Raw genomic sequence first — 17,106 nt, 5'->3', positions numbered from 1 at the left:
AAGGGCGCGATGGTACCGCAAACGCCTTGCTGCGGCAATCTGCCCGACCGGCCGCAAGCGGGATCGCGAGCCGCCTTCACGGCCCGCCGCCGACCACCAAGAGCCGCCGCACCCCTGCCCACCGCGCTCGATGCCCCGGGATGGTCAAAACGCCCAAGTAATGCGACCATACGGATGTTTGATTCCCATGACAGCCGGCACCAAACCATGACCCAATCTACCGATCCGGCCCAGCAACGCGAAGACGAAATCACCCGCCTGGTTTTCGACGTCTCCAGGCTGTGGCGCGTTCAGGTCAACGACACCCTGAGCGAATTCGACCTGACGGCCTCGGCGTGGGCGGTGCTCCGCATCCTGCGCGACGAGGGTGAAGGCCGCACGCAGAAGGAACTCGCCGGCGAACTGGCCATCGAAGGGCCAACGCTGGTCAAGCTGCTCGACGGCCTGGAAAAAGGCGACTGGATCGAGCGGCGGATCTCCGAATCGGACCGTCGCGCCAAGACCATCTGGCTCAAGCCTGACGCCCATGCGCGCATCGAGGCGGCCGACCAGGCGCTGGCCCGTTTTCGTCACCGGGTGATCGGCGAGTTGACCGACGAGGAAAAGCGCGACTACATGACGCTGAGCCGCAAGGTACGAGACCTGCTCAAGAGTCTCTGAATGAGGCGACACAACGGTCGCCGGCCTTCACGGACAACGCCGGCACGCCAGGACTGCCCGGATCGGCAAGCCGAGGTTTGACGAGGCCAGAATGCCACGCAAGTTCTTCCGTCGACTGACACCCAATCGCCAGCGGATCGTCAACCAACCGTTCCTGCGCCCGGTGGCGCAATTCCTCGGCGATCCGAACCTCTGGCACCTCAACCGCCGTTCTGTTTCCGGCGGCGTCGCCCTCGGTCTGTTTCTCGCCTTTATTCCGCTTCCCGGTCAGATGCTGATCGCGGCCGTGGGCGCGATCGCCATGCGGGTCAACATCGCCCTGGCCGTGGCCATGGTCTGGGCCACCAATCCGGTCACGATCCCCCCCCTGCTCTGGCTTGCCTACCAGATCGGCGCCATGCTCACCGGCGCGGAGCTTGCCCCGCCGACCGGCGAGATGAGCGTCGGCTATGCCATGAGCCAGTTGCCCGCGATCTGGCTGCCGCTGGGAGTCGGGCTGCTCACCCTGTCATTCGTCAGCGCGCTGCTCGGCTTTACCATCATCCGCGTGCTCTGGCGGATCAATATCTCGATCCACAAGCGCCGCCGGCTCGCCCAGCGCCGTCTGCGCCTGCGCCAGTCCCAACGCGACTCGCGCAGGCACTGAGCCCGCCCCTCCCCTCCTGGCAGGGGCTCTACGTTATACTGCCGCTCCTCAAACTCACCGCGCCGGGCCGTGCGGCCTGCCCCGCCTGTGCAGGACGCCGGCCCGGCCGATCCAGGACCGCGCGTCGCCCATGACTTCGATCGACCGAGACCACCCCGTTTTCGACCAGCTTCGTGACCTGATGCGCGAGCGCATCCTGGTGCTCGACGGCGCCATGGGCACCATGATCCAGAACGCGCAGCTCGATGAGGATGACTTCCGCGGCGAGCGTTTTGCCGACTGGCCGGTGGACCTCAAGGGCAACAACGATCTGCTGGTCCTGACGCGTCCGGACGTGATCGAGGACATCCACCGCCAGTACCTGGACGCCGGCGCGGACATCATCGAGGCGAACACCTTCTCGGCCACGCGCATCGCCATGGCCGACTACCAGATGGAAGAGCTGTCGCGGGAGATCAACGTGGTCGCCGCCCAGATCGCCCGCAAGACGGCCGACGCCAAGACCGCCGAGACGCCCGACAAGCCGCGTTTCGTCGCCGGCATCCTCGGCCCCACCAACCGTACCGCCTCGATCTCGCCGGACGTCAATGATCCCGGCTACCGCAACACCAGCTTCGACGAGCTGGTCGAGGCCTACCGCGAGTCGGCTGAAGCCCTACTCGAGGGCGGCGTCGACATCTTCTTGATCGAGACCATCTTCGACACGCTCAACGCCAAGGCGGCGGTGTTCGCCCTCGAGGAGCTGTTTGTCGCGCACGGCCAGCGCTGGCCGGTGATGATCTCCGGCACGATCACCGACGCCTCCGGACGCACCCTGTCGGGCCAGACCACCGAGGCCTTCTACAACAGCCTGCGCCACGCGCGGCCGCTGTCGATCGGCCTGAACTGCGCGCTCGGACCGGATCTGCTGCGCCAGTACGTCGCCGAGCTCTCGCGCTTGAGCGAATACTTCGTCTCCGCGCACCCCAATGCCGGCCTGCCCAACGAGCTGGGCGAGTACGACCTTGAGGCCGACCCGATGGCCGCCGCGATCGGCGAATGGGCGCAAGCCGGCCTGCTCAACATCATCGGCGGCTGCTGCGGCACCACGCCGGCGCATACCGCCGAGATGGCACGCCGCGTGGATGGGGTCAAGCCGCGCCAGCCCGTCAAACCGGAAGTCGCCTGCCGCCTGTCAGGGCTCGAGCCGTTCAACATCACCCCTGACTCGTTGTTCGTGAACATCGGTGAACGCACCAACGTGACCGGCTCGGCCCGTTTCCGTCGCCTGATCAAGGAAGGCGACTACGACACGGCACTCGACGTCGCGCGCCAGCAGGTCGAAAACGGCGCGCAAATGATCGACATCAACATGGACGAGGGCCTGATCGACGGCGTCGAGGCCATGCAGCGCTTCCTGAACCTGGTCGCCGCCGAGCCGGACATCTCGCGTGTCCCGATCATGATCGACTCCTCGAAGTTCGAGGTGATCGAAGCGGGCCTCAAGTGCGTCCAGGGCAAGGCCGTGGTCAACTCGATCTCGCTCAAGGAGGGCGAGGCGTCGTTCCTCGAGCAGGCACGCACCGTCCAGCGCTACGGGGCGGCCGCGGTGGTGATGGGCTTCGACGAAGACGGTCAGGCCGACAGCCTCGAGCGGCGCCAGGAGATTGCCCAGCGGGCCTATGACCTGCTGACCGGCATCGGCTTTCCGCCCGAGGACATCATCTTCGACCCGAACATCTTCGCGATCGCCACCGGCATCGAGGAGCACAACAACTACGCGGTCGACTTCATCGAGGGCACTCGCTGGATCAAGGAAAACCTGCCGCACGCACTGGTCTCCGGCGGGGTATCCAACGTGTCGTTCTCCTTCCGCGGCAACGAGGCGGTGCGCGAGGCCATCCACAGCGTGTTCCTCTACCACGCCGGCCGGGCCGGCATGGACTTAGGGATAGTCAACGCCGGCCAGCTCACCGTGGTCGACGAGATCCCCGAGGAACTGCGCGAGGCGGTCGAGGACATCGTGCTCAACCGTCGCGATGACGCCACCGACCGGATGCTGGAGCTGGCCGACAAATACCGTGAGTCCGGTGGCGAGAAATCCAGCGGCCCGAATCTCGAATGGCGCGAATGGCCGGTGGAAAAGCGGCTCGAGCATTCGCTGGTCAAGGGGATCGACGAGTACGTCATCGAGGACACCGAGGCGGCCCGCCAGAACGCCGAGCTGCCGCTGCACGTGATCGAAGGCCCGCTGATGGACGGCATGAACGTCGTCGGCGATCTGTTCGGCGCCGGCAAGATGTTCCTGCCGCAGGTGGTCAAGTCCGCGCGGGTGATGAAAAAGGCGGTGGCCCACCTGCTGCCCTACATGGAAGAGGAAAGCTGCCAGGCCCAATCAGCCGGCAAGATCGTCATGGCGACCGTCAAGGGCGACGTCCACGACATCGGCAAGAACATCGTCGGCGTGGTCCTGCAATGCAACGGCTTCGAGATCGTCGACCTGGGCGTGATGGTGCCGACGCAGAAGATCCTCGACACCGCCCGCGAGGAAAACGCGGACCTGATCGGCCTGTCCGGCCTGATCACCCCGTCGCTCGAGGAGATGACCAACGTCGCCGCCGAGATGCAGCGCCAGGGCTTCGACATCCCGCTGATGATCGGCGGGGCAACCACCTCCAAGCTGCACACGGCACTCAAGATCAAGCCGGCCTATGACCAGCCGGTGATCCACGTGCTCGACGCCTCGCGCGCCGTGGGCGTGGCCAGCAAGCTGTTGGGCAAGCACAAGCAGGCGTTCGTCGACGAGGTCGAAGGCGAGTACGCCAAGGTGGTCGAGCGCCGCCAGGCCAATCAGAAGGAGGCCAAGCGCGTCTCCATCCAGCAGGCGCGCGACAACCGCCAACGCGTCGACTTCGACAACTACAAACCCGTCGCACCGAAGCAGCCCGGCGTGCACGTCATTGAGGACTACCCGCTCGAGAAGATCGTCGAGCGCATCGACTGGACGCCGTTCTTCCAGAGCTGGCAGTTGTTCGGCAAGTTCCCGGCGATCCTCGACGACGAGAAGGTGGGCACCGAGGCGCGCAAGCTCTACGAGGACGGCCAGGCCATGCTCAAGCAGATCGTCGAGGAGAAGTGGCTGACGGCCAAGGCCGTCTACGGGTTCTGGCCGGCCGCGTCGATCGATGACGACATCCGTCTGTTCACCGACGAGTCACGCCAGGGCGTGAAGACCACCCTGCACCACATCCGCCAGCAGATGCCGCGCTCGGGTGGCAAACCCAACCAGTGCCTGGCCGACTTCGTCGCGCCCACCGGCAGCAAGATCAAGGACTGGATCGGCGGGTTCGCGGTCACCACGGGCCACGGCATTGAGCCGTACGTCAAGCGCTTCGAGGAGGCGAACGACGACTACCACGCCATCCTGCTGCAATCGCTCGCCGACCGTCTGGCCGAGGCCTTCGCCGAGCGACTGCACGAGCATGTAAGAAAGGAATCCTGGGGCTATGCCGCCGACGAGACGCTCTCCAACGACGAGCTGATCGCCGAGAAATACCAGGGCATCCGCCCCGCGCCCGGCTACCCCGCCTGCCCGGATCACACCGAAAAAGCATTGTTGTGGGAACTCCTGGCGCCCGAACGCATCGGAATGGAATTGACCGACTCGTACGCCATGCATCCGGGCGCCGCCGTCTCGGGCTGGTACCTCGCCCATCCGGAGGCGCGCTACTTCGGTGTGGGCCGCATCGGCCCCGACCAGGTCGACGACTATGCCCAACGCAAGGGCTGGAGCCGCAAGGAGGCCGAGAAATGGCTGGCGCCGATCCTGGGGTACGAGCCAGATTGACCGTCACGCGGCAGCCCCCTGCTCGCGGGAGTTGAGTTATCCCGCAAGCAGGCTGAGAATGCAGGGAAACTCTGCACGAATGGCATACCGCTCTGCGAGCCTTGAGCCGGGCAGATGCAAGGCGGCCGCCCGACGCGGAAGGGTTATTCCCTTTCCAAGGACGGCAACACAGCAGATGCCCGGATCAAGGCTCGCCCTGCGGGGCCAGGCGAGCCGCCCTTGCTCGGCGTTGCGTCGTCTTGACGTGGCCACCGGCACGCTGGCGACGACACGCCTTGATCACGAACGGCTCGCTTGGCCAGAGCGGCATGGCATTCGTGCAGAGTTTCCCTAAGACGGCCGGCACACCCTCGACTCGCATCGGCATCCAATGGATCGGAACGCACCTCTGAAAATCTACGAGCAACCACTGAACGAACGGATCCGGGCCTGCCTCAGGCTCGACCACTTGTTCGCCCGCATCGATCATCATCTGCAGAGCAGCTCGCGGGATGACACGCTTTGCACCGTGCTGCTGCTGCTTGAAGCCGCCGATGTGCTCTCGCGCATCGACATCAAGCGCGAGCTGATCAAGGAGCTCGAGCGCCAGCAGGGCCGACTGATGAGCGTGCCGGATTCGCCCGGCGTCGATCGCGACAAGCTCAATGCCCTGCTCGATCAGCAGAATCGCCTGATCAAGGCACTGCACGGCTATCACGCCCAGCCCGGCGCGCACTTGAAGACCCACGAGCTGCTGAATGCCGTGCGCCAGCGTGCCTCGATTCCGGGCGCGTTGTGCGAATTCGACATCCCCGGCCTGCACTACTGGCTCAGCCTGCCGGACGCCGAGCGCCGCGAGGACATCGCGGTATGGCTCGAGCCGTTTACCGACATCCGCCAGGCCAACGAACTGGTCATCAGCCTGATCCGCAACAGCGTCGATACGATGTCGGTGGTGGCCGAGGAAGGCTTCCTGCAGCAGAGCATCGAGAGCGCCACGCCCTACCAACTGCTGCGCGTGATGATCGACGACGACACTATCTGCTATCCCGAAATCAGCGCCGGCAAGCACCGCTTCACCGTGCGTTTCATGACGCTGGACCGCGAGAACGGCCACCCCCGTCAGGTCCACGAGGACATCGAATTCCGCCTTGCCCTCTGCCGTTTGTGACACCCGGGACTCCCCTTCACCGGCTGATCGTCCGGGAGGGGAGCGGGCACAGACAAGGGCGAGCATGGCTTTACCATCGTCAGGACGAAAATCGAGCTCATCAATGACCGCAACCACCCGCAAGGCCGCCAGGACAGGCGCCCCGGCCCTCGACATCGATCAGCGCTCTCTCGCGCTCACCCATGTTCACTTGTACGAGACGCACCTGCTCAAGCTCACCCGCAGCCTGAGCGAGCGGTTCGGCAACCCCGGAGTCGGTGACGAGCGACAACCTTGCGTGATCGACCTGGCAGCCATTGCCGACAGCGGCAAGTGGATCGATTTCCCCGCGCTTGTGAGCCTGCTGCGCAACTATCGGCTGGAACCGGTCGGCGTGGTTCACGGCAATGACCAGCAGAAGACCCAGGCACGCGGGGCCGACCTGCCGGTATTCGACGATCAGCCCTTGGCCGACGCCCCGGCACCCGCCAAGAGCGAACCCGAGCCGGCCGCCGAGCCGGAACCCGTCGAGTCCGCGGAACCGGCCCCGCCTGCCGAAGCCGGATCACCTGCCCCGGTCGGGCCGGCCGGCCCGGTCGCCCCTATGATCCTGCGCCACCCAGTGCGCTCGGGTACCGAGCTCTACGCCCAAGGCCAGGACATGGTGGTAATGAATACCGTCGGTGCCGGGGCGCGCGTGGTGGCCGACGGCTCGATCTACATCCATGGCGCCCTCAAGGGCACCGCGGCGGCCGGCGCCGGCAACCAGACCGAGGCCCGGATCTTCTGCGAGTCCTTCGAGCCGGAAATCATCGCCATCTGCGGCACCTTCCTCGATGGCGAGCAGTTGGCAAGGCACCCGGCCTGGGGCAAGCGCGTGGTGGTGGAACTGGTCGATGGCCAACTGGTGGCCCATCCGTTCGACTGAGTGCCGCGCATTGGGTGCTCAGGGAAGAATTTCGCGGTCGTTGGGAAAGGGCTCGCCTTTGTGGCACAGTCCGCCCCACCTGACGACCCCGCCCCTCGGGGCAGTATGACGTCAACAATCTTTCGCGATTAGGGAGTTAATCCGTGTCCAAAGTCCTGGTGGTAACCTCCGGCAAGGGCGGCGTTGGTAAAACGACGACCAGCGCCGCCATTTCGAGCGGCCTAGCCATGGCCGGCAAGAAGACCGTGGTGATCGACTTCGACGTCGGCCTGCGCAACCTCGATCTGATCATGGGCGTCGAGCGCCGCGTGGTCTACGACATCGTCAACGTCATCCAGGGCGATGCCGGCCTGAACCAGGCCCTGATCCGCCACAAGGAAGTCGACAACCTCTACGTCCTGCCCGCCTCGCAGACCAAGGACAAGGATGCGTTGACCGAGGAAGGCGTCGGCAAGGTCCTCAACGACCTGCGAGAGGAAGGCTTCGACTACATCGTCTGCGATTCGCCCGCCGGCATCGAGCGCGGCGCGCAACTGGCGATGTACTACGCCGACGAGGCCATCGTGGTATCTAACCCCGAGATCTCCTCGGTGCGCGATTCCGACCGCATGCTGGGCATCCTCGCGAGCAAGTCGCGCCGGGCGAAGGATGGCGAGACCGCCATCAAGGAGCACCTGCTGATCACGCGCTACGCCCCCGAACGCGTCGGCACCGGCGAGATGCTCTCGGTCGAGGACATGCTCGAGATCCTGGCCGTCCCGCTGCTGGGCGTCATCCCGGAGTCCAACGCCGTGCTGCAGGCCTCGAACGCCGGCCGACCGGTGATCCTGGACGAGAATACCGATGCCGGTCAGGCCTACCACGACGCGGTTGGCCGCCTGTTGGGCGAAGAACTGCCCATGCGTTTCATCGAGACCGAGAAGAAAGGCTTTCTCGGTCGCCTGTTCGGTCGGAGTTAAGCCATGGGTCTGCTGGATATCTTTCGTAACCGTTCCCAGGAACCCTCGGCCAAGATGGCCAAGGAGCGCCTGCAGATCCTGATCGCGCACGAACGCGGCCAGGGCCAGGAACGCACACCGCACTACCTGCCCGAAATGCAGAAGGAGATCCTCGAGGTGATCCGCAAGTACGTCCATGTCGAGGACGACGCGGTCAAGTTCGAGGTCGAGCACAACGAGCAGTTCGAACTGTTCGAGCTCAACATCACCCTGCCCGAGAAGGGCGAAGGCCGCGAACGGCCTGACTGAACCGGCGCCCTGTCACTCGAATGACGCCACCCACCCCCGCCTGCCGGGGGTGTTCGTCGTTATGGGCGTGTAAAAAACATCTGTTGGCGCCGATACGCTACGGCCGCTAAGGTGCCCGGTCCGTTAAGCAAAGAATTGTCGACAATGGATACGTTCACAACGCTCATCGACGCGCTCTTTTCCCCGCTGTGGACGCCCGTGCTGGTGGGCGCGCTGATCGCCCTGCTCGCCTTCGCTCAGCGCTGGCTGACCGACCAGCCCCTGTCCTGCTCCACCGGGTTTGCCAACCTCGCGGGCTATCTCCAGCCCGGCGCGACACGGGATCGCGACGGCGACTGGCGGATCGTGTTCCTGATCGGCATCGTGATCGGCGGCCTGATCGCGGCCCTCACGGATGGCGCCCCTGCCTGGCAAGGCACTGCCGCGGAATTCGGGCGCTTCTACACCGCCCTGGTGCCGGAGTCCACGCTCGGCTCGGCGATCTGGTGGCTGGCAGGCGGCCTACTGATCGGCCTCGGTGCCCGATTGGCCGGCGGCTGCACCTCGGGCCACACCATCGCGGGTGTCGCAATGGGGGCACCGGCAAGCCTGGTGGCCTCGGCCGTCTTCTTCGCCGTCGCAGTGGGCACGGCCCAGCTCGCCGCCTGGATCCTGGGGGTCTGAGCCATGATCAATCGACGCAATGCCCTGTTCCTTGCCTTCGGCATCGGTTTTGGCTTTCTGCTCAGCCGCGCCGGGGCCACCAGCCCGGCGATCATCAGCGACCTGCTGTTGTTCGACGACCTGCGCCTGCTGTGGGTGATCGCCACGGCCGTCGGTCTGGGCGCCGCCCTCACCTGGCTTGCCTGGCGTTCAGGCTGGCACGCGCGCAACACCGGCCAGCCGATCACCATCCAGCACAAGCCGTTCAAGCGCGGACTGATCGTCGGCGCCGTGCTGTTCGGGCTGGGATGGGCCGGTACCGGGGTCTGCCCGGGCACGGCACTGGCGATGATCGGCGAGGGCAAGTGGTTCGCGCTGTGGGTGGGCGCCGGCATCGTGCTGGGCGCCGGTGCCGGCAGCGTGATCAATCACCGCCTCGAGCGGGGCTGAGCCCCGCCCAAGACGGTTGGCGAGCGTCAGTCGGCCAGGTACTGCTGCGCGTACCAGCCGTTCTGCTTTCTCAGCATCATCGGGAACAGCTCGTCGAAACCCTCCGGTAGCGACTCGCGAATGACCGGCTCGTCGGTCAGCCGCTCACCCCAGCGCATCACCGTCGGAATGGCATTCCAGTCAAGCAGTGACTCCGGCAGGGCGAACAGGCGCTGGAACAAAGGCGCGAACGACGTATCCACCAGCGAGAGCGTCTGTCCGGCGAAGTACGGTGCCGGCGGCTTCTTGGCGAGATGCTTCTCCAGGTGACCGAACAGCTTGGCCAGTTCATCACGCTTGGCCTTGCTGGCCGACTCCTCCGGGGCGGTGATCGCGCCGAACATCGCCATGATTCCTGCCGACCCCAGTTCGATCCAGGCCCGCTGCCGGGCGCGCTCGAAGGCATCGTCCGACAGCATGCGCTCGCCGAAGGATTCATCGAGGAATTCGTTGATCACGGCCGACTCGAACAACACCTCGCCATCGACCTTGAGCACCGGCACCTTGCCCAGCGGCGAGACCTCATCGAACCAGCTTGGCGGGTCGTTGAGCTGGATGAACGTGGTGTCGAACGGTACGCCCTTGTGCTTGAGGGTGATCACCGAGCGCTGGACAAAGGGACAGAGCTTGAAGCTGATCAGTTCGAGTTGCATGATGCCTCCACATCGAGAAAACGGCGGGCGACGCGCATCGCGTCGTCCGAATCAGACCCGAATCGTAGCCTACAGGCCACCGCTATTGCCGCCGTTGCAGTGAAAAAAACCGCCAAGAAACGTCAACCTTCCTCCTCATCGACCACCCAGGACAGCCAACGGCTCGATACCTGGCTCTGGGCCGCGCGTTTCTTCAAGACGCGCCAGCTGGCCTCGACGGCGATCGACGGTGGCAAGATCGAGCTCAATGGCCAGACCGTGACCAAGCGCGGCAAGTCGGTCCGGCCCGGCGACCGGTTGACCATCAGCAAGGCCGGCCTGCGGTTCGTGGTCGATGTCGATGCACTCAACCCCAAACGCGGTCCGGCCAGCGAAGCGTCACAGCTCTACCACGAGACACCGGAGAGCATCGAGAAGCGCCGACTGGTCGCCGAGCAACAGCGGGCCGAACGCGAGCTCAATCCCCATCACAAGCCGGCCAAGCAGGCGCGCGCCCTGCTGCGGGCCCTGCGCGGCAAGTCATTCTGAGCCGATCGTCCCCGCGCAAGCCCCGGCCCCCGGCGGCGAACGACCGACTCGGTGCCTATACTCCCCTACCGAAATCCATTGCACGAGGAGACTGCATGCGAGTCAGCGAGGCGATTGCAACCCGACGCGCCATCAAGCAATTCGACCCGGAACACCAATTGCCCGAGGCCGAACAGGATCGACTGATCGAACTGGCGATGCAGTCGCCGACTGCCTTCAACCTGCAGCACTGGCGGTTCGTGGTGGTGCGGGACCCTGCCCGCCGCCAGGCGATCCGCGAAGTGGCCTGGGACCAGGCCCAGGTGACCGACGCGGCGATGCTGGTCATTCTCACCGGCCGGCGCGATGTTTGGCAGGACGAGGCAGAACGCGTCTGGCGGGATGCCCCGGCCGACGTGCGCGAGATGATGGCCGGCGCGATCGATGCCTACTACCGTGACAAGCCCCAGGTCGAGCGCGACGAGGTCATGCGCAGTTGCGGCATCGCCGGGCAGAGCCTGATGCTGGCCGCACGGGAGATGGGGCTCGATTCCTGCCCCATGGACGGCTTTGATTTCGAGGCCGTCGGCCGCCTGATCAACCTGCCGGACGACCACCTGATCTCGTTCATGGTCGCGATCGGCAAGAAGGCCGCCGACGTCTGGCCACGCCCCGGCCAGCTTTCTCTGGACGAGGTGCGGCACGTCGACGGATTCTGAACTTGTCGATCGCATGATCCTCCAAGGGCCGGCAGCGCGAGGCTGCCTGTTCAATTTTCGAGTCCAACACCCATTTGCCGGGGAGTACCGGCACGACATGGAGAGCAAACGATGAACGCACGTAACGCATTGATCGCACTGATGATGGCCCTGGGTCTGACGGTTGCCGGCTGCTCCGAGGAGCAAGGCCCGGCCGAGAAGGCCGGCGAGCAGATCGACCAGACCATGGAAGAAGCGGGCGATGAAGTCGAGGAGGCCACCGACGAGATGGGTGGCAAGGCCGAAGAAGCCGGCGACAAGATGGAAGAAGAAACCGACTACTGATTCCCGCCGTCTCGCAGACCACACCAGCCCCGGCACCCTGCCGGGGCTTTTTCGTGCTCGCACGGGCATCGACGCCGTCCACCGACCCGCCCGGTCCGGCCCCTGTTCGAGGGTGGATCAACTCGATACACTGCCACGCACCGGATTGCTTAACTGGCTAAGGAATGCCCGCCACCCACCTCGCAGGAAACCGGCTCGTCATGGCCATCACGATTGCGACCTTCATCTACGTGCTCTCCATCCCGCTCTGGCTGCTGGTCTGGTACAGCGCCACCGGCTTCAAGCTGATGCGGCACAATCCCCTGTTGATGATCCCGTTCTTCCTGAGCCTCGCCTACCTCGCCGGCAACGCCATCCTGCTCGAGGTGTTCACCGAGACGAGCGGGGCAACCTACGAGGAATCGCGCATCAAGGCGATCACCGACCGGGCGATGATCGCCGCGCAGGCCATGGCCAGCGTGCTGATCGTCGCCACCATCGTCTACGGCCTGTCGATCAAGCGGGTGCCGCTGCACTTCATCCGCTTCATGGTCTATTCGTTCATCGCCCTGCTCGGCGTCATGGCGCCGATCCTGTGGATCCCGGCCGATCAGGCCGGTTTGTTCTTCATACTGCGACACTTCCAGGCCACCGCGCTGAACTTCGGCCTGTTCCTTTGCGTCGCCGGGATCATCATGCTGCTGCGCGACCTGATCACGCACGGCGACGCCCAGATCAGCCTGACACCGGTCGATCCGATGATGCGTTGCCACGAAGAGGCCGAACCGGGGCGAAGGCGTGCCGCCGCGGACAAACCGGAACGATCGGTTGAGGGCTGAGCGGTGACCGCGGGCCGGTCACTCGAGCTCAATCAGGCAGTGCCTGGGCGATGACATCCCGGTAGTTGCGGATGCGCCGGACGTAGTGCACCGACTCGTACCCGCGCGCATAACCGTATCTCGTCTGCGGGTAATAGCGTTTGTCGGCCTTCAGCGGCAGCACCTCGCGCATCTCGGCCCAGGAGTCCGGGTTGCGGCCGAGTTCTCGGGCCAGTCGGCGTGCATCGAGCACATGCGCCCGACCGAGGTTGTAGCTCGCCAGCGCCAGGTAGGTGCGATCGGGTTCGGGGATGTCGTCGGGCAGCCGCTCGCGCCGGTCGGCCAGGTACCGAGCGCCCGCGAGAATGGACTCGCGCGGATCGAGCCGATCCTCCACCCCGAGCGATTCGGCGGTCGGCCGGGTCAGCATCATGATGCCGCGCACCCCCGTGGGCGAGGTCGCCTCCGGGTCCCAGTGCGACTCCTGGTAGGCCATCGCGGCCAGCAGATCCACCGCCAGCCCGGTTTCCTCGGATGCCTGCTCGAATTCATCCAGATAGCGCGGCAACCGCTCATCGAGCCGACGGTTGAGTGCCCGCAGATCGACGAAATCGAACTCGCCGATGTGCGCGTAGTAGCGCTCGCGCATCGCCGCAATGGCCCTCCTGCCGGCACCACTCTGTTGCCAGTCACGCGTGGACTCGGCCAGGGCTGGTCGCGAGGCGGCGGCATACCAGCCCACCGACTCGACCGTGTCGAGATTCATCGCCACCTCGAGATGGGGCCAGTAGCGCCGCACCATACGGACGATCGACGAGTCGGCGACGGTACAGCCCACCTCCCCGGTCGCCACCTGTGTCAGCAGCACCTCGCTGCTGCGTGAGGGATCGGCGACGAACGCCAGATCCGGCACCGTGCGCGCCAACTCCTCCAGCCGCGCGACGTAACTCGAATCACCCGTCACCTGCAGCTCCACCCCGGCCAGCTCCTCCGGCGTGTCCGGCAAGGGGCGATCATCGCGATGACAGACCACCTGCTGGATCACCTCACCGTGCACCAGCCCCGGCACGAAGCGTTCATCCCGGGCCGGCAGATGGGTCAGTCCGGCGGCCGCCAGGTGCGCCCGTCCCGTCTCCAGCGCGTCGAGGACATCGGCGGTCGACTCGAATACCTGCCACTGCACCGACCAGCCGCGGCTCTTGGCGAAGGCGGTGACCAGGTCGTGTTCGGGACCGGTCGCCTTCCCCTCTCGGCCCAGGTAGTGGGCCGTGGGGCCATTGCGCGTCGCGACTACCAACGCCTGGGTGTCGAACGGCGAGGCCACGGCGGCGGACGACGGCCGGTCGGTGCAACCGGCCAGCAGTAACGCCCCGACGGGGATCATCCATAGAATGGCGGGCATGCAAGAAACTCCACATGGTGTGGCAAGAAACGCGGCATCGGGTCGGGTACAAGGGTAGCCCACAATAGCCGACGGCTCGGCACCACCCCGCCGCAACGCTACACTCACGGCATGACGCGCGATCCTCACGACCGGCACGCCACCCGGGGTCCATCCAGTGGCTCCCCCGGCAAGGGCTTCCCCGAGACCCCGTCCCCGGGACTCCCCGCCCCACGCCAACCCGTGCTCCAGCGCGAGCTGGGCCCGTTGCTGCTCACGCTCTACGGTCTGGGCACCATCCTGGGCGCGGGGATCTACGTGGTGATCGGCGAGGTCGCCGGGGCGGCCGGGTTGCTCACGCCCTTTGCCTTCATCCTCGCCGCGCTGGTCGCCTCGTTCACCGCCCTGTCATTCAGCGAACTCACCGCCCGCATCCCGGAGGCCGGCGGACCGATCGACTACGCCCGACAGGCGTTCGGCCGCCGTGGGCTGTGCATCGCCATCGGCTGGGGACTGGTGGCCACCGGCACCGTCTCGGGGGCCACCATCCTCACCGGCTTCGAGCGCTATGCCTCGCTGTTCATCGATCTGCCGCGCGCCTGGACGTTGATCATCGTCACCCTGGCGCTGGGCGGCATCGCGATCGCGGGCATGCGCGAGAGCGCCTGGTTCATGGCCGCCACCACCCTGCTCGGCATGGGCGGGCTGGGCTACGTCGTCTGGGTGGCCGCCCCGGCCATGGGGGATGCGCCGGTACGGCTGGCTGAATCACTGCACGGGCTCGAGTTCGGCATGGTCACCGGGCTGTTCCTGGGCGCCTTCCTCGCCTTCTATTCGTTCATCGGTTTCGAGGACATGTCGAACCTCGCCGAGGAGGTCCGCGACGTCAAGCGCACCATGCCGCGCGCGATCATCAGTGCGGTGATCATCTCGCTGACGGTCTATGCGCTGGTGGCGATCGCCGCGACCAGCGTGCTCGCCCCGGAGGACCTGGCCGGCGCCCACGCCCCGCTGGTGGCGGTGGTCGAGGCCATGGGCCACCCGGGCGTGCCGCTGGGACTGATCAGCCTGTTCATCATCGTCAACGGCGCGCTCGGCCAGATCATCATGGCCACGCGCCTGCTCATGGACATGGGACGCGACCGGGCCGGGGCACCGCCGGTACTGGGACGAGTGCACCCCCGCACGCACACCCCGGTTGTCGCGACCCTCGCGGTGACCACCGCCATCCTGCTACTGGCACTCTTCCTGCCGTTGGCGACCCTGGCGAATCTCACCAGCGCGATCATGTTGGCCGTCTTCGTCACCGTGAATGCCTCGCTGATCGTCCTCAAGCGTCGCGGCCAGCCCGAGGACGTGCCGAACGTGCCCCGGTGGATCCCCTGGGCGGGTCTGCTGCTGTCCGGCGGCGCATTGCTCACCCAGGGGGTGCTCGCGGCGATCGGTGGCCCAGGAGGCTGAAATCGAGGCTAAACTCGCGGCAACGGCCTTCCCGAAACAGCGAGGCGTCATCCCATCCCTTCTGGTGCTCGCGCTGCTCACCTCGGCCTTCCTTATGGCGGGCTGCTCACACGTCTCGCGTGTCGATGCCGACCAGCTGACCGCGTTCGGCGAGCCGCTCGAGCAGCCGGCGCACGATCTGTACTACCTGGTGCGCATCGACAACCGGGGCCGGCGACCGGACGAACTCCCCCCGCTCGCCATCCGCTTCCCCGCCGCCGACCGACCCATTGCGTTCGATGCACTCACCCCGAGCGTCACCGCGCGCTACCTGCCGGCCTTCGTGCCGCCACCGCAATGGCCGGACAAGTGGAAGGAAAAGGCAAGCCGGCAAACGGCATTCGAGGGAGGAGGCATCTACGTCCATTTCGAGGCGCAGGGGCCGAGCTTCATTGCCCTGTGCTCGCATTGCCACGGGGGACGGCATTCACCAGTCCTGTGCACAGCGGACGGTTCGACCTGCCACCCGCTGCCGCTCACGTACGAGGAACTGGTCGAACTGATCGGGCCGCCCGACCGGGTCCGGCAGGTGCGTGAGGTGACCTACTGAGTCCTCCCCGCTAGTCCTGATCGAGGCGAATGCCGCCAAAGAACAGCACGCGATCGAGCTCGGCATCATCCAGTTGCAAGCCATGCTCGGCATGCAGCCGGGAAACGGCCTCCCCGCGCGTTGCCGGCACCGGCTGCATGTCGCGCAGGAACTGGCCGACGTCCTCGACCACCGCCCAGGGATAAAGCATCCAGCGCCATTCCTGGATGGATTCGGCCACGAAGTCCGCCGGACACGCCGTCACCTGCTTTTCATGCAGCACCGCGGTGCGCACCGAGGCCGGGCGCAGGCCACCCAGGTACGGGCCCAAGGCCTGCAGGGTCTGGCCACTATCGTTGACGTCGTCGACCACCAGGACGCGTTCACCCTCGATCGGACCACCCAGGGGCACGGTGACGCGGGCCCCGGCCCCGGCATGCGCACCGGCGGCGTAGTGCTGCACCTTGACGCTCATCAGCCGCGAGACGTCCAGGAAATCGCAGATGAACCGCGCGGGCATGAACCCGCCGCGGGCCACGGCGATGACGGTATCCGGCACAAAGCCGCTCGATCGCACCATTCGTCCCAGGCGGTCGGCACCCGCGACGACCTCCTCGACCGTGATGGCCCGCACCGGCAACGAGTCGCGTCGAGTCATGCCGTTCCTCCCTGGATGGACCCTGTCCCAAGTCCCGCGTGGACGTTCACGCCTTCTTGACGAACTCGGACTTCAACTTCATCGGGCCGAACCCCTCGACCTTGCAGTCGATATCGTGGTCGCCCTCGACGATGCGGATGTTCTTGACCTTGGTGCCCACCTTCACCGTCCCCGAACCGCCCTTGAGCTTGAGATCCTTGATCACGGTCACGGTATCGCCGTCGGCCAGCGGATTGCCGTTGGCATCCCGCGCAGCGGGCTCATCGGCACCGGTCGACGCCTCGGCCTCGCCCGACCATTCGTGGCCACACTCCGGGCAGACGAACAGCGTGCCGTCGTGGTAGGTGAAGGTCGAGCCACATTCGGCGCAAATGGGATTGGCAGTCATTGGTCGGTCTCTGGAGATGGGATCAGCGCGTCATGGTAACCCGCCTGAGCGTGGTTCTTCCGCTTGTGGGTCAGCCCACGGCA

At 65.9% G+C, this 17,106-nt stretch carries 19 protein-coding genes; 15 read left to right on the top strand and 4 right to left on the bottom strand.

Annotated features, from left to right (window positions below; genetic code table 11):
• The first annotated feature begins 207 nt into the window (after positions 1 to 207).
• From SR882_RS05320 to SR882_RS05280, 9 genes are all read left to right on the top strand, one after another.
• Positions 208 to 660, top strand: coding sequence for a MarR family winged helix-turn-helix transcriptional regulator (locus SR882_RS05320; protein ID WP_322522299.1), 453 nt, complete (start codon positions 208 to 210; stop codon positions 658 to 660).
• A gap of 91 nt (positions 661 to 751) precedes the next feature.
• Positions 752 to 1,306, top strand: a complete 555-nt coding sequence (locus SR882_RS05315) for a DUF2062 domain-containing protein (RefSeq protein ID WP_322522298.1) — start codon at positions 752 to 754, stop codon at positions 1,304 to 1,306.
• Between the two features lie 130 nt (positions 1,307 to 1,436).
• Positions 1,437 to 5,132: a methionine synthase gene (metH, locus tag SR882_RS05310; protein WP_322522297.1), complete on the top strand. Its 3,696-nt coding sequence runs from the start codon at positions 1,437 to 1,439 to the stop codon at positions 5,130 to 5,132.
• Between the two features lie 370 nt (positions 5,133 to 5,502).
• Positions 5,503 to 6,282 carry a cell division protein ZapD gene (zapD, locus tag SR882_RS05305; RefSeq protein WP_322522296.1) on the top strand — a complete coding sequence of 260 codons (780 nt, stop codon included), beginning with the start codon at positions 5,503 to 5,505 and terminating at the stop codon, positions 6,280 to 6,282.
• 103 nt (positions 6,283 to 6,385) lie between these two features.
• Positions 6,386 to 7,189: a septum site-determining protein MinC gene (gene minC, locus SR882_RS05300; RefSeq protein ID WP_322522295.1), complete on the top strand. Its 804-nt coding sequence runs from the start codon at positions 6,386 to 6,388 to the stop codon at positions 7,187 to 7,189.
• A gap of 143 nt (positions 7,190 to 7,332) precedes the next feature.
• Positions 7,333 to 8,148 (top strand): septum site-determining protein MinD, encoded by an 816-nt coding sequence (gene minD, locus SR882_RS05295; RefSeq protein ID WP_322522294.1) that lies wholly within the window; start codon positions 7,333 to 7,335, stop codon positions 8,146 to 8,148.
• Between the two features lie 3 nt (positions 8,149 to 8,151).
• Positions 8,152 to 8,436, top strand: coding sequence for a cell division topological specificity factor MinE (minE, locus tag SR882_RS05290; RefSeq protein WP_322522293.1), 285 nt, complete (start codon positions 8,152 to 8,154; stop codon positions 8,434 to 8,436).
• Between the two features lie 144 nt (positions 8,437 to 8,580).
• Entirely contained in the window at positions 8,581 to 9,099 is a 519-nt protein-coding gene (locus SR882_RS05285; RefSeq protein WP_322522292.1) for a YeeE/YedE family protein, read from the top strand.
• Positions 9,100 to 9,102: 3 nt separating this feature from the next.
• Positions 9,103 to 9,528, top strand: coding sequence for a DUF6691 family protein (locus tag SR882_RS05280; RefSeq protein WP_322522291.1), 426 nt, complete (start codon positions 9,103 to 9,105; stop codon positions 9,526 to 9,528).
• Between the two features lie 26 nt (positions 9,529 to 9,554).
• Here SR882_RS05280 and SR882_RS05275 read toward each other — a convergent pair whose 3' ends face one another.
• Positions 9,555 to 10,220, bottom strand: coding sequence for a glutathione S-transferase family protein (locus tag SR882_RS05275; protein WP_322522290.1), 666 nt, complete (start codon positions 10,218 to 10,220; stop codon positions 9,555 to 9,557).
• 99 nt (positions 10,221 to 10,319) lie between these two features.
• Between SR882_RS05275 and SR882_RS05270 the strand changes: the two genes are divergently transcribed.
• The 4 genes from SR882_RS05270 to SR882_RS05255 all read left to right on the top strand — a co-directional run bounded on the left by SR882_RS05270 (position 10,320) and on the right by SR882_RS05255 (position 12,588).
• Entirely contained in the window at positions 10,320 to 10,748 is a 429-nt protein-coding gene (locus SR882_RS05270) for an RNA-binding S4 domain-containing protein (RefSeq protein ID WP_322522289.1), read from the top strand.
• A 95-nt stretch (positions 10,749 to 10,843) separates the two neighbouring features.
• A complete protein-coding gene (locus SR882_RS05265) occupies positions 10,844 to 11,446 on the top strand; it encodes a nitroreductase family protein (protein WP_322522288.1) in 603 nt (200 codons plus the stop codon).
• 111 nt (positions 11,447 to 11,557) lie between these two features.
• Complete coding sequence (locus SR882_RS05260) at positions 11,558 to 11,770, top strand: hypothetical protein (protein ID WP_322522287.1); 213 nt, start codon at positions 11,558 to 11,560, stop codon at positions 11,768 to 11,770.
• A 200-nt stretch (positions 11,771 to 11,970) separates the two neighbouring features.
• Positions 11,971 to 12,588 carry a hypothetical protein gene (locus tag SR882_RS05255; RefSeq protein WP_322522286.1) on the top strand — a complete coding sequence of 206 codons (618 nt, stop codon included), beginning with the start codon at positions 11,971 to 11,973 and terminating at the stop codon, positions 12,586 to 12,588.
• A gap of 28 nt (positions 12,589 to 12,616) precedes the next feature.
• On the opposite strand, the gene mltF is transcribed toward SR882_RS05255, so the two are convergent.
• On the bottom strand, positions 12,617 to 13,969 hold the full coding sequence (gene mltF / locus SR882_RS05250) for a membrane-bound lytic murein transglycosylase MltF (RefSeq protein WP_322522285.1): 1,353 nt from the start codon (positions 13,967 to 13,969) through the stop codon (positions 12,617 to 12,619).
• Positions 13,970 to 14,080: 111 nt separating this feature from the next.
• Between mltF and SR882_RS05245 the strand changes: the two genes are divergently transcribed.
• Positions 14,081 to 15,409, top strand: a complete 1,329-nt coding sequence (locus SR882_RS05245) for an APC family permease (RefSeq protein WP_322522284.1) — start codon at positions 14,081 to 14,083, stop codon at positions 15,407 to 15,409.
• Positions 15,393 to 15,998 carry a hypothetical protein gene (locus SR882_RS05240; protein WP_322522283.1) on the top strand — a complete coding sequence of 202 codons (606 nt, stop codon included), beginning with the start codon at positions 15,393 to 15,395 and terminating at the stop codon, positions 15,996 to 15,998. The genes SR882_RS05245 and SR882_RS05240 overlap by 17 nt, the downstream gene beginning before the upstream one ends.
• A 10-nt stretch (positions 15,999 to 16,008) precedes the next feature.
• Here the strand turns inward: SR882_RS05240 and SR882_RS05235 are convergent, their stop codons facing one another.
• The gene (locus SR882_RS05235; protein WP_322522282.1) at positions 16,009 to 16,635 is read right to left on the bottom strand and encodes a phosphoribosyltransferase; all 627 of its coding nucleotides are present in this window, start codon (positions 16,633 to 16,635) and stop codon (positions 16,009 to 16,011) included.
• Positions 16,636 to 16,681: 46 nt separating this feature from the next.
• A complete protein-coding gene (locus SR882_RS05230) occupies positions 16,682 to 17,023 on the bottom strand; it encodes a zinc ribbon domain-containing protein YjdM (RefSeq protein ID WP_322522281.1) in 342 nt (113 codons plus the stop codon).
• Between the last annotated feature and the right edge of the window lie 83 nt (positions 17,024 to 17,106).

The sequence above is a fragment of the Guyparkeria halophila genome, from assembly GCF_034479635.1.
Lineage (GTDB): Bacteria > Pseudomonadota > Gammaproteobacteria > Halothiobacillales > Halothiobacillaceae > Guyparkeria > Guyparkeria halophila.
The sequence above is the reverse complement of the archived record's forward strand: the minus strand, read 5'-3'. Positions and strand labels throughout refer to the sequence as shown.

Coding starts and splice junctions, on each gene's coding strand:
- SR882_RS05320 (WP_322522299.1), top strand. CDS start 208: ATGACCCAATCTACCGATCCGGCCCAGCAACGCGAAGACGAAATCACC.
- SR882_RS05315 (WP_322522298.1), top strand. CDS start 752: ATGCCACGCAAGTTCTTCCGTCGACTGACACCCAATCGCCAGCGGATC.
- metH (WP_322522297.1), top strand. CDS start 1,437: ATGACTTCGATCGACCGAGACCACCCCGTTTTCGACCAGCTTCGTGAC.
- zapD (WP_322522296.1), top strand. CDS start 5,503: ATGGATCGGAACGCACCTCTGAAAATCTACGAGCAACCACTGAACGAA.
- minC (WP_322522295.1), top strand. CDS start 6,386: ATGACCGCAACCACCCGCAAGGCCGCCAGGACAGGCGCCCCGGCCCTC.
- minE (WP_322522293.1), top strand. CDS start 8,152: ATGGGTCTGCTGGATATCTTTCGTAACCGTTCCCAGGAACCCTCGGCC.
- SR882_RS05285 (WP_322522292.1), top strand. CDS start 8,581: ATGGATACGTTCACAACGCTCATCGACGCGCTCTTTTCCCCGCTGTGG.
- SR882_RS05280 (WP_322522291.1), top strand. CDS start 9,103: ATGATCAATCGACGCAATGCCCTGTTCCTTGCCTTCGGCATCGGTTTT.
- SR882_RS05275 (WP_322522290.1), bottom strand. CDS start 10,220: ATGCAACTCGAACTGATCAGCTTCAAGCTCTGTCCCTTTGTCCAGCGC.
- SR882_RS05265 (WP_322522288.1), top strand. CDS start 10,844: ATGCGAGTCAGCGAGGCGATTGCAACCCGACGCGCCATCAAGCAATTC.
- SR882_RS05260 (WP_322522287.1), top strand. CDS start 11,558: ATGAACGCACGTAACGCATTGATCGCACTGATGATGGCCCTGGGTCTG.
- SR882_RS05255 (WP_322522286.1), top strand. CDS start 11,971: ATGGCCATCACGATTGCGACCTTCATCTACGTGCTCTCCATCCCGCTC.
- mltF (WP_322522285.1), bottom strand. CDS start 13,969: ATGCCCGCCATTCTATGGATGATCCCCGTCGGGGCGTTACTGCTGGCC.
- SR882_RS05245 (WP_322522284.1), top strand. CDS start 14,081: ATGACGCGCGATCCTCACGACCGGCACGCCACCCGGGGTCCATCCAGT.
- SR882_RS05235 (WP_322522282.1), bottom strand. CDS start 16,635: ATGACTCGACGCGACTCGTTGCCGGTGCGGGCCATCACGGTCGAGGAG.
- SR882_RS05230 (WP_322522281.1), bottom strand. CDS start 17,023: ATGACTGCCAATCCCATTTGCGCCGAATGTGGCTCGACCTTCACCTAC.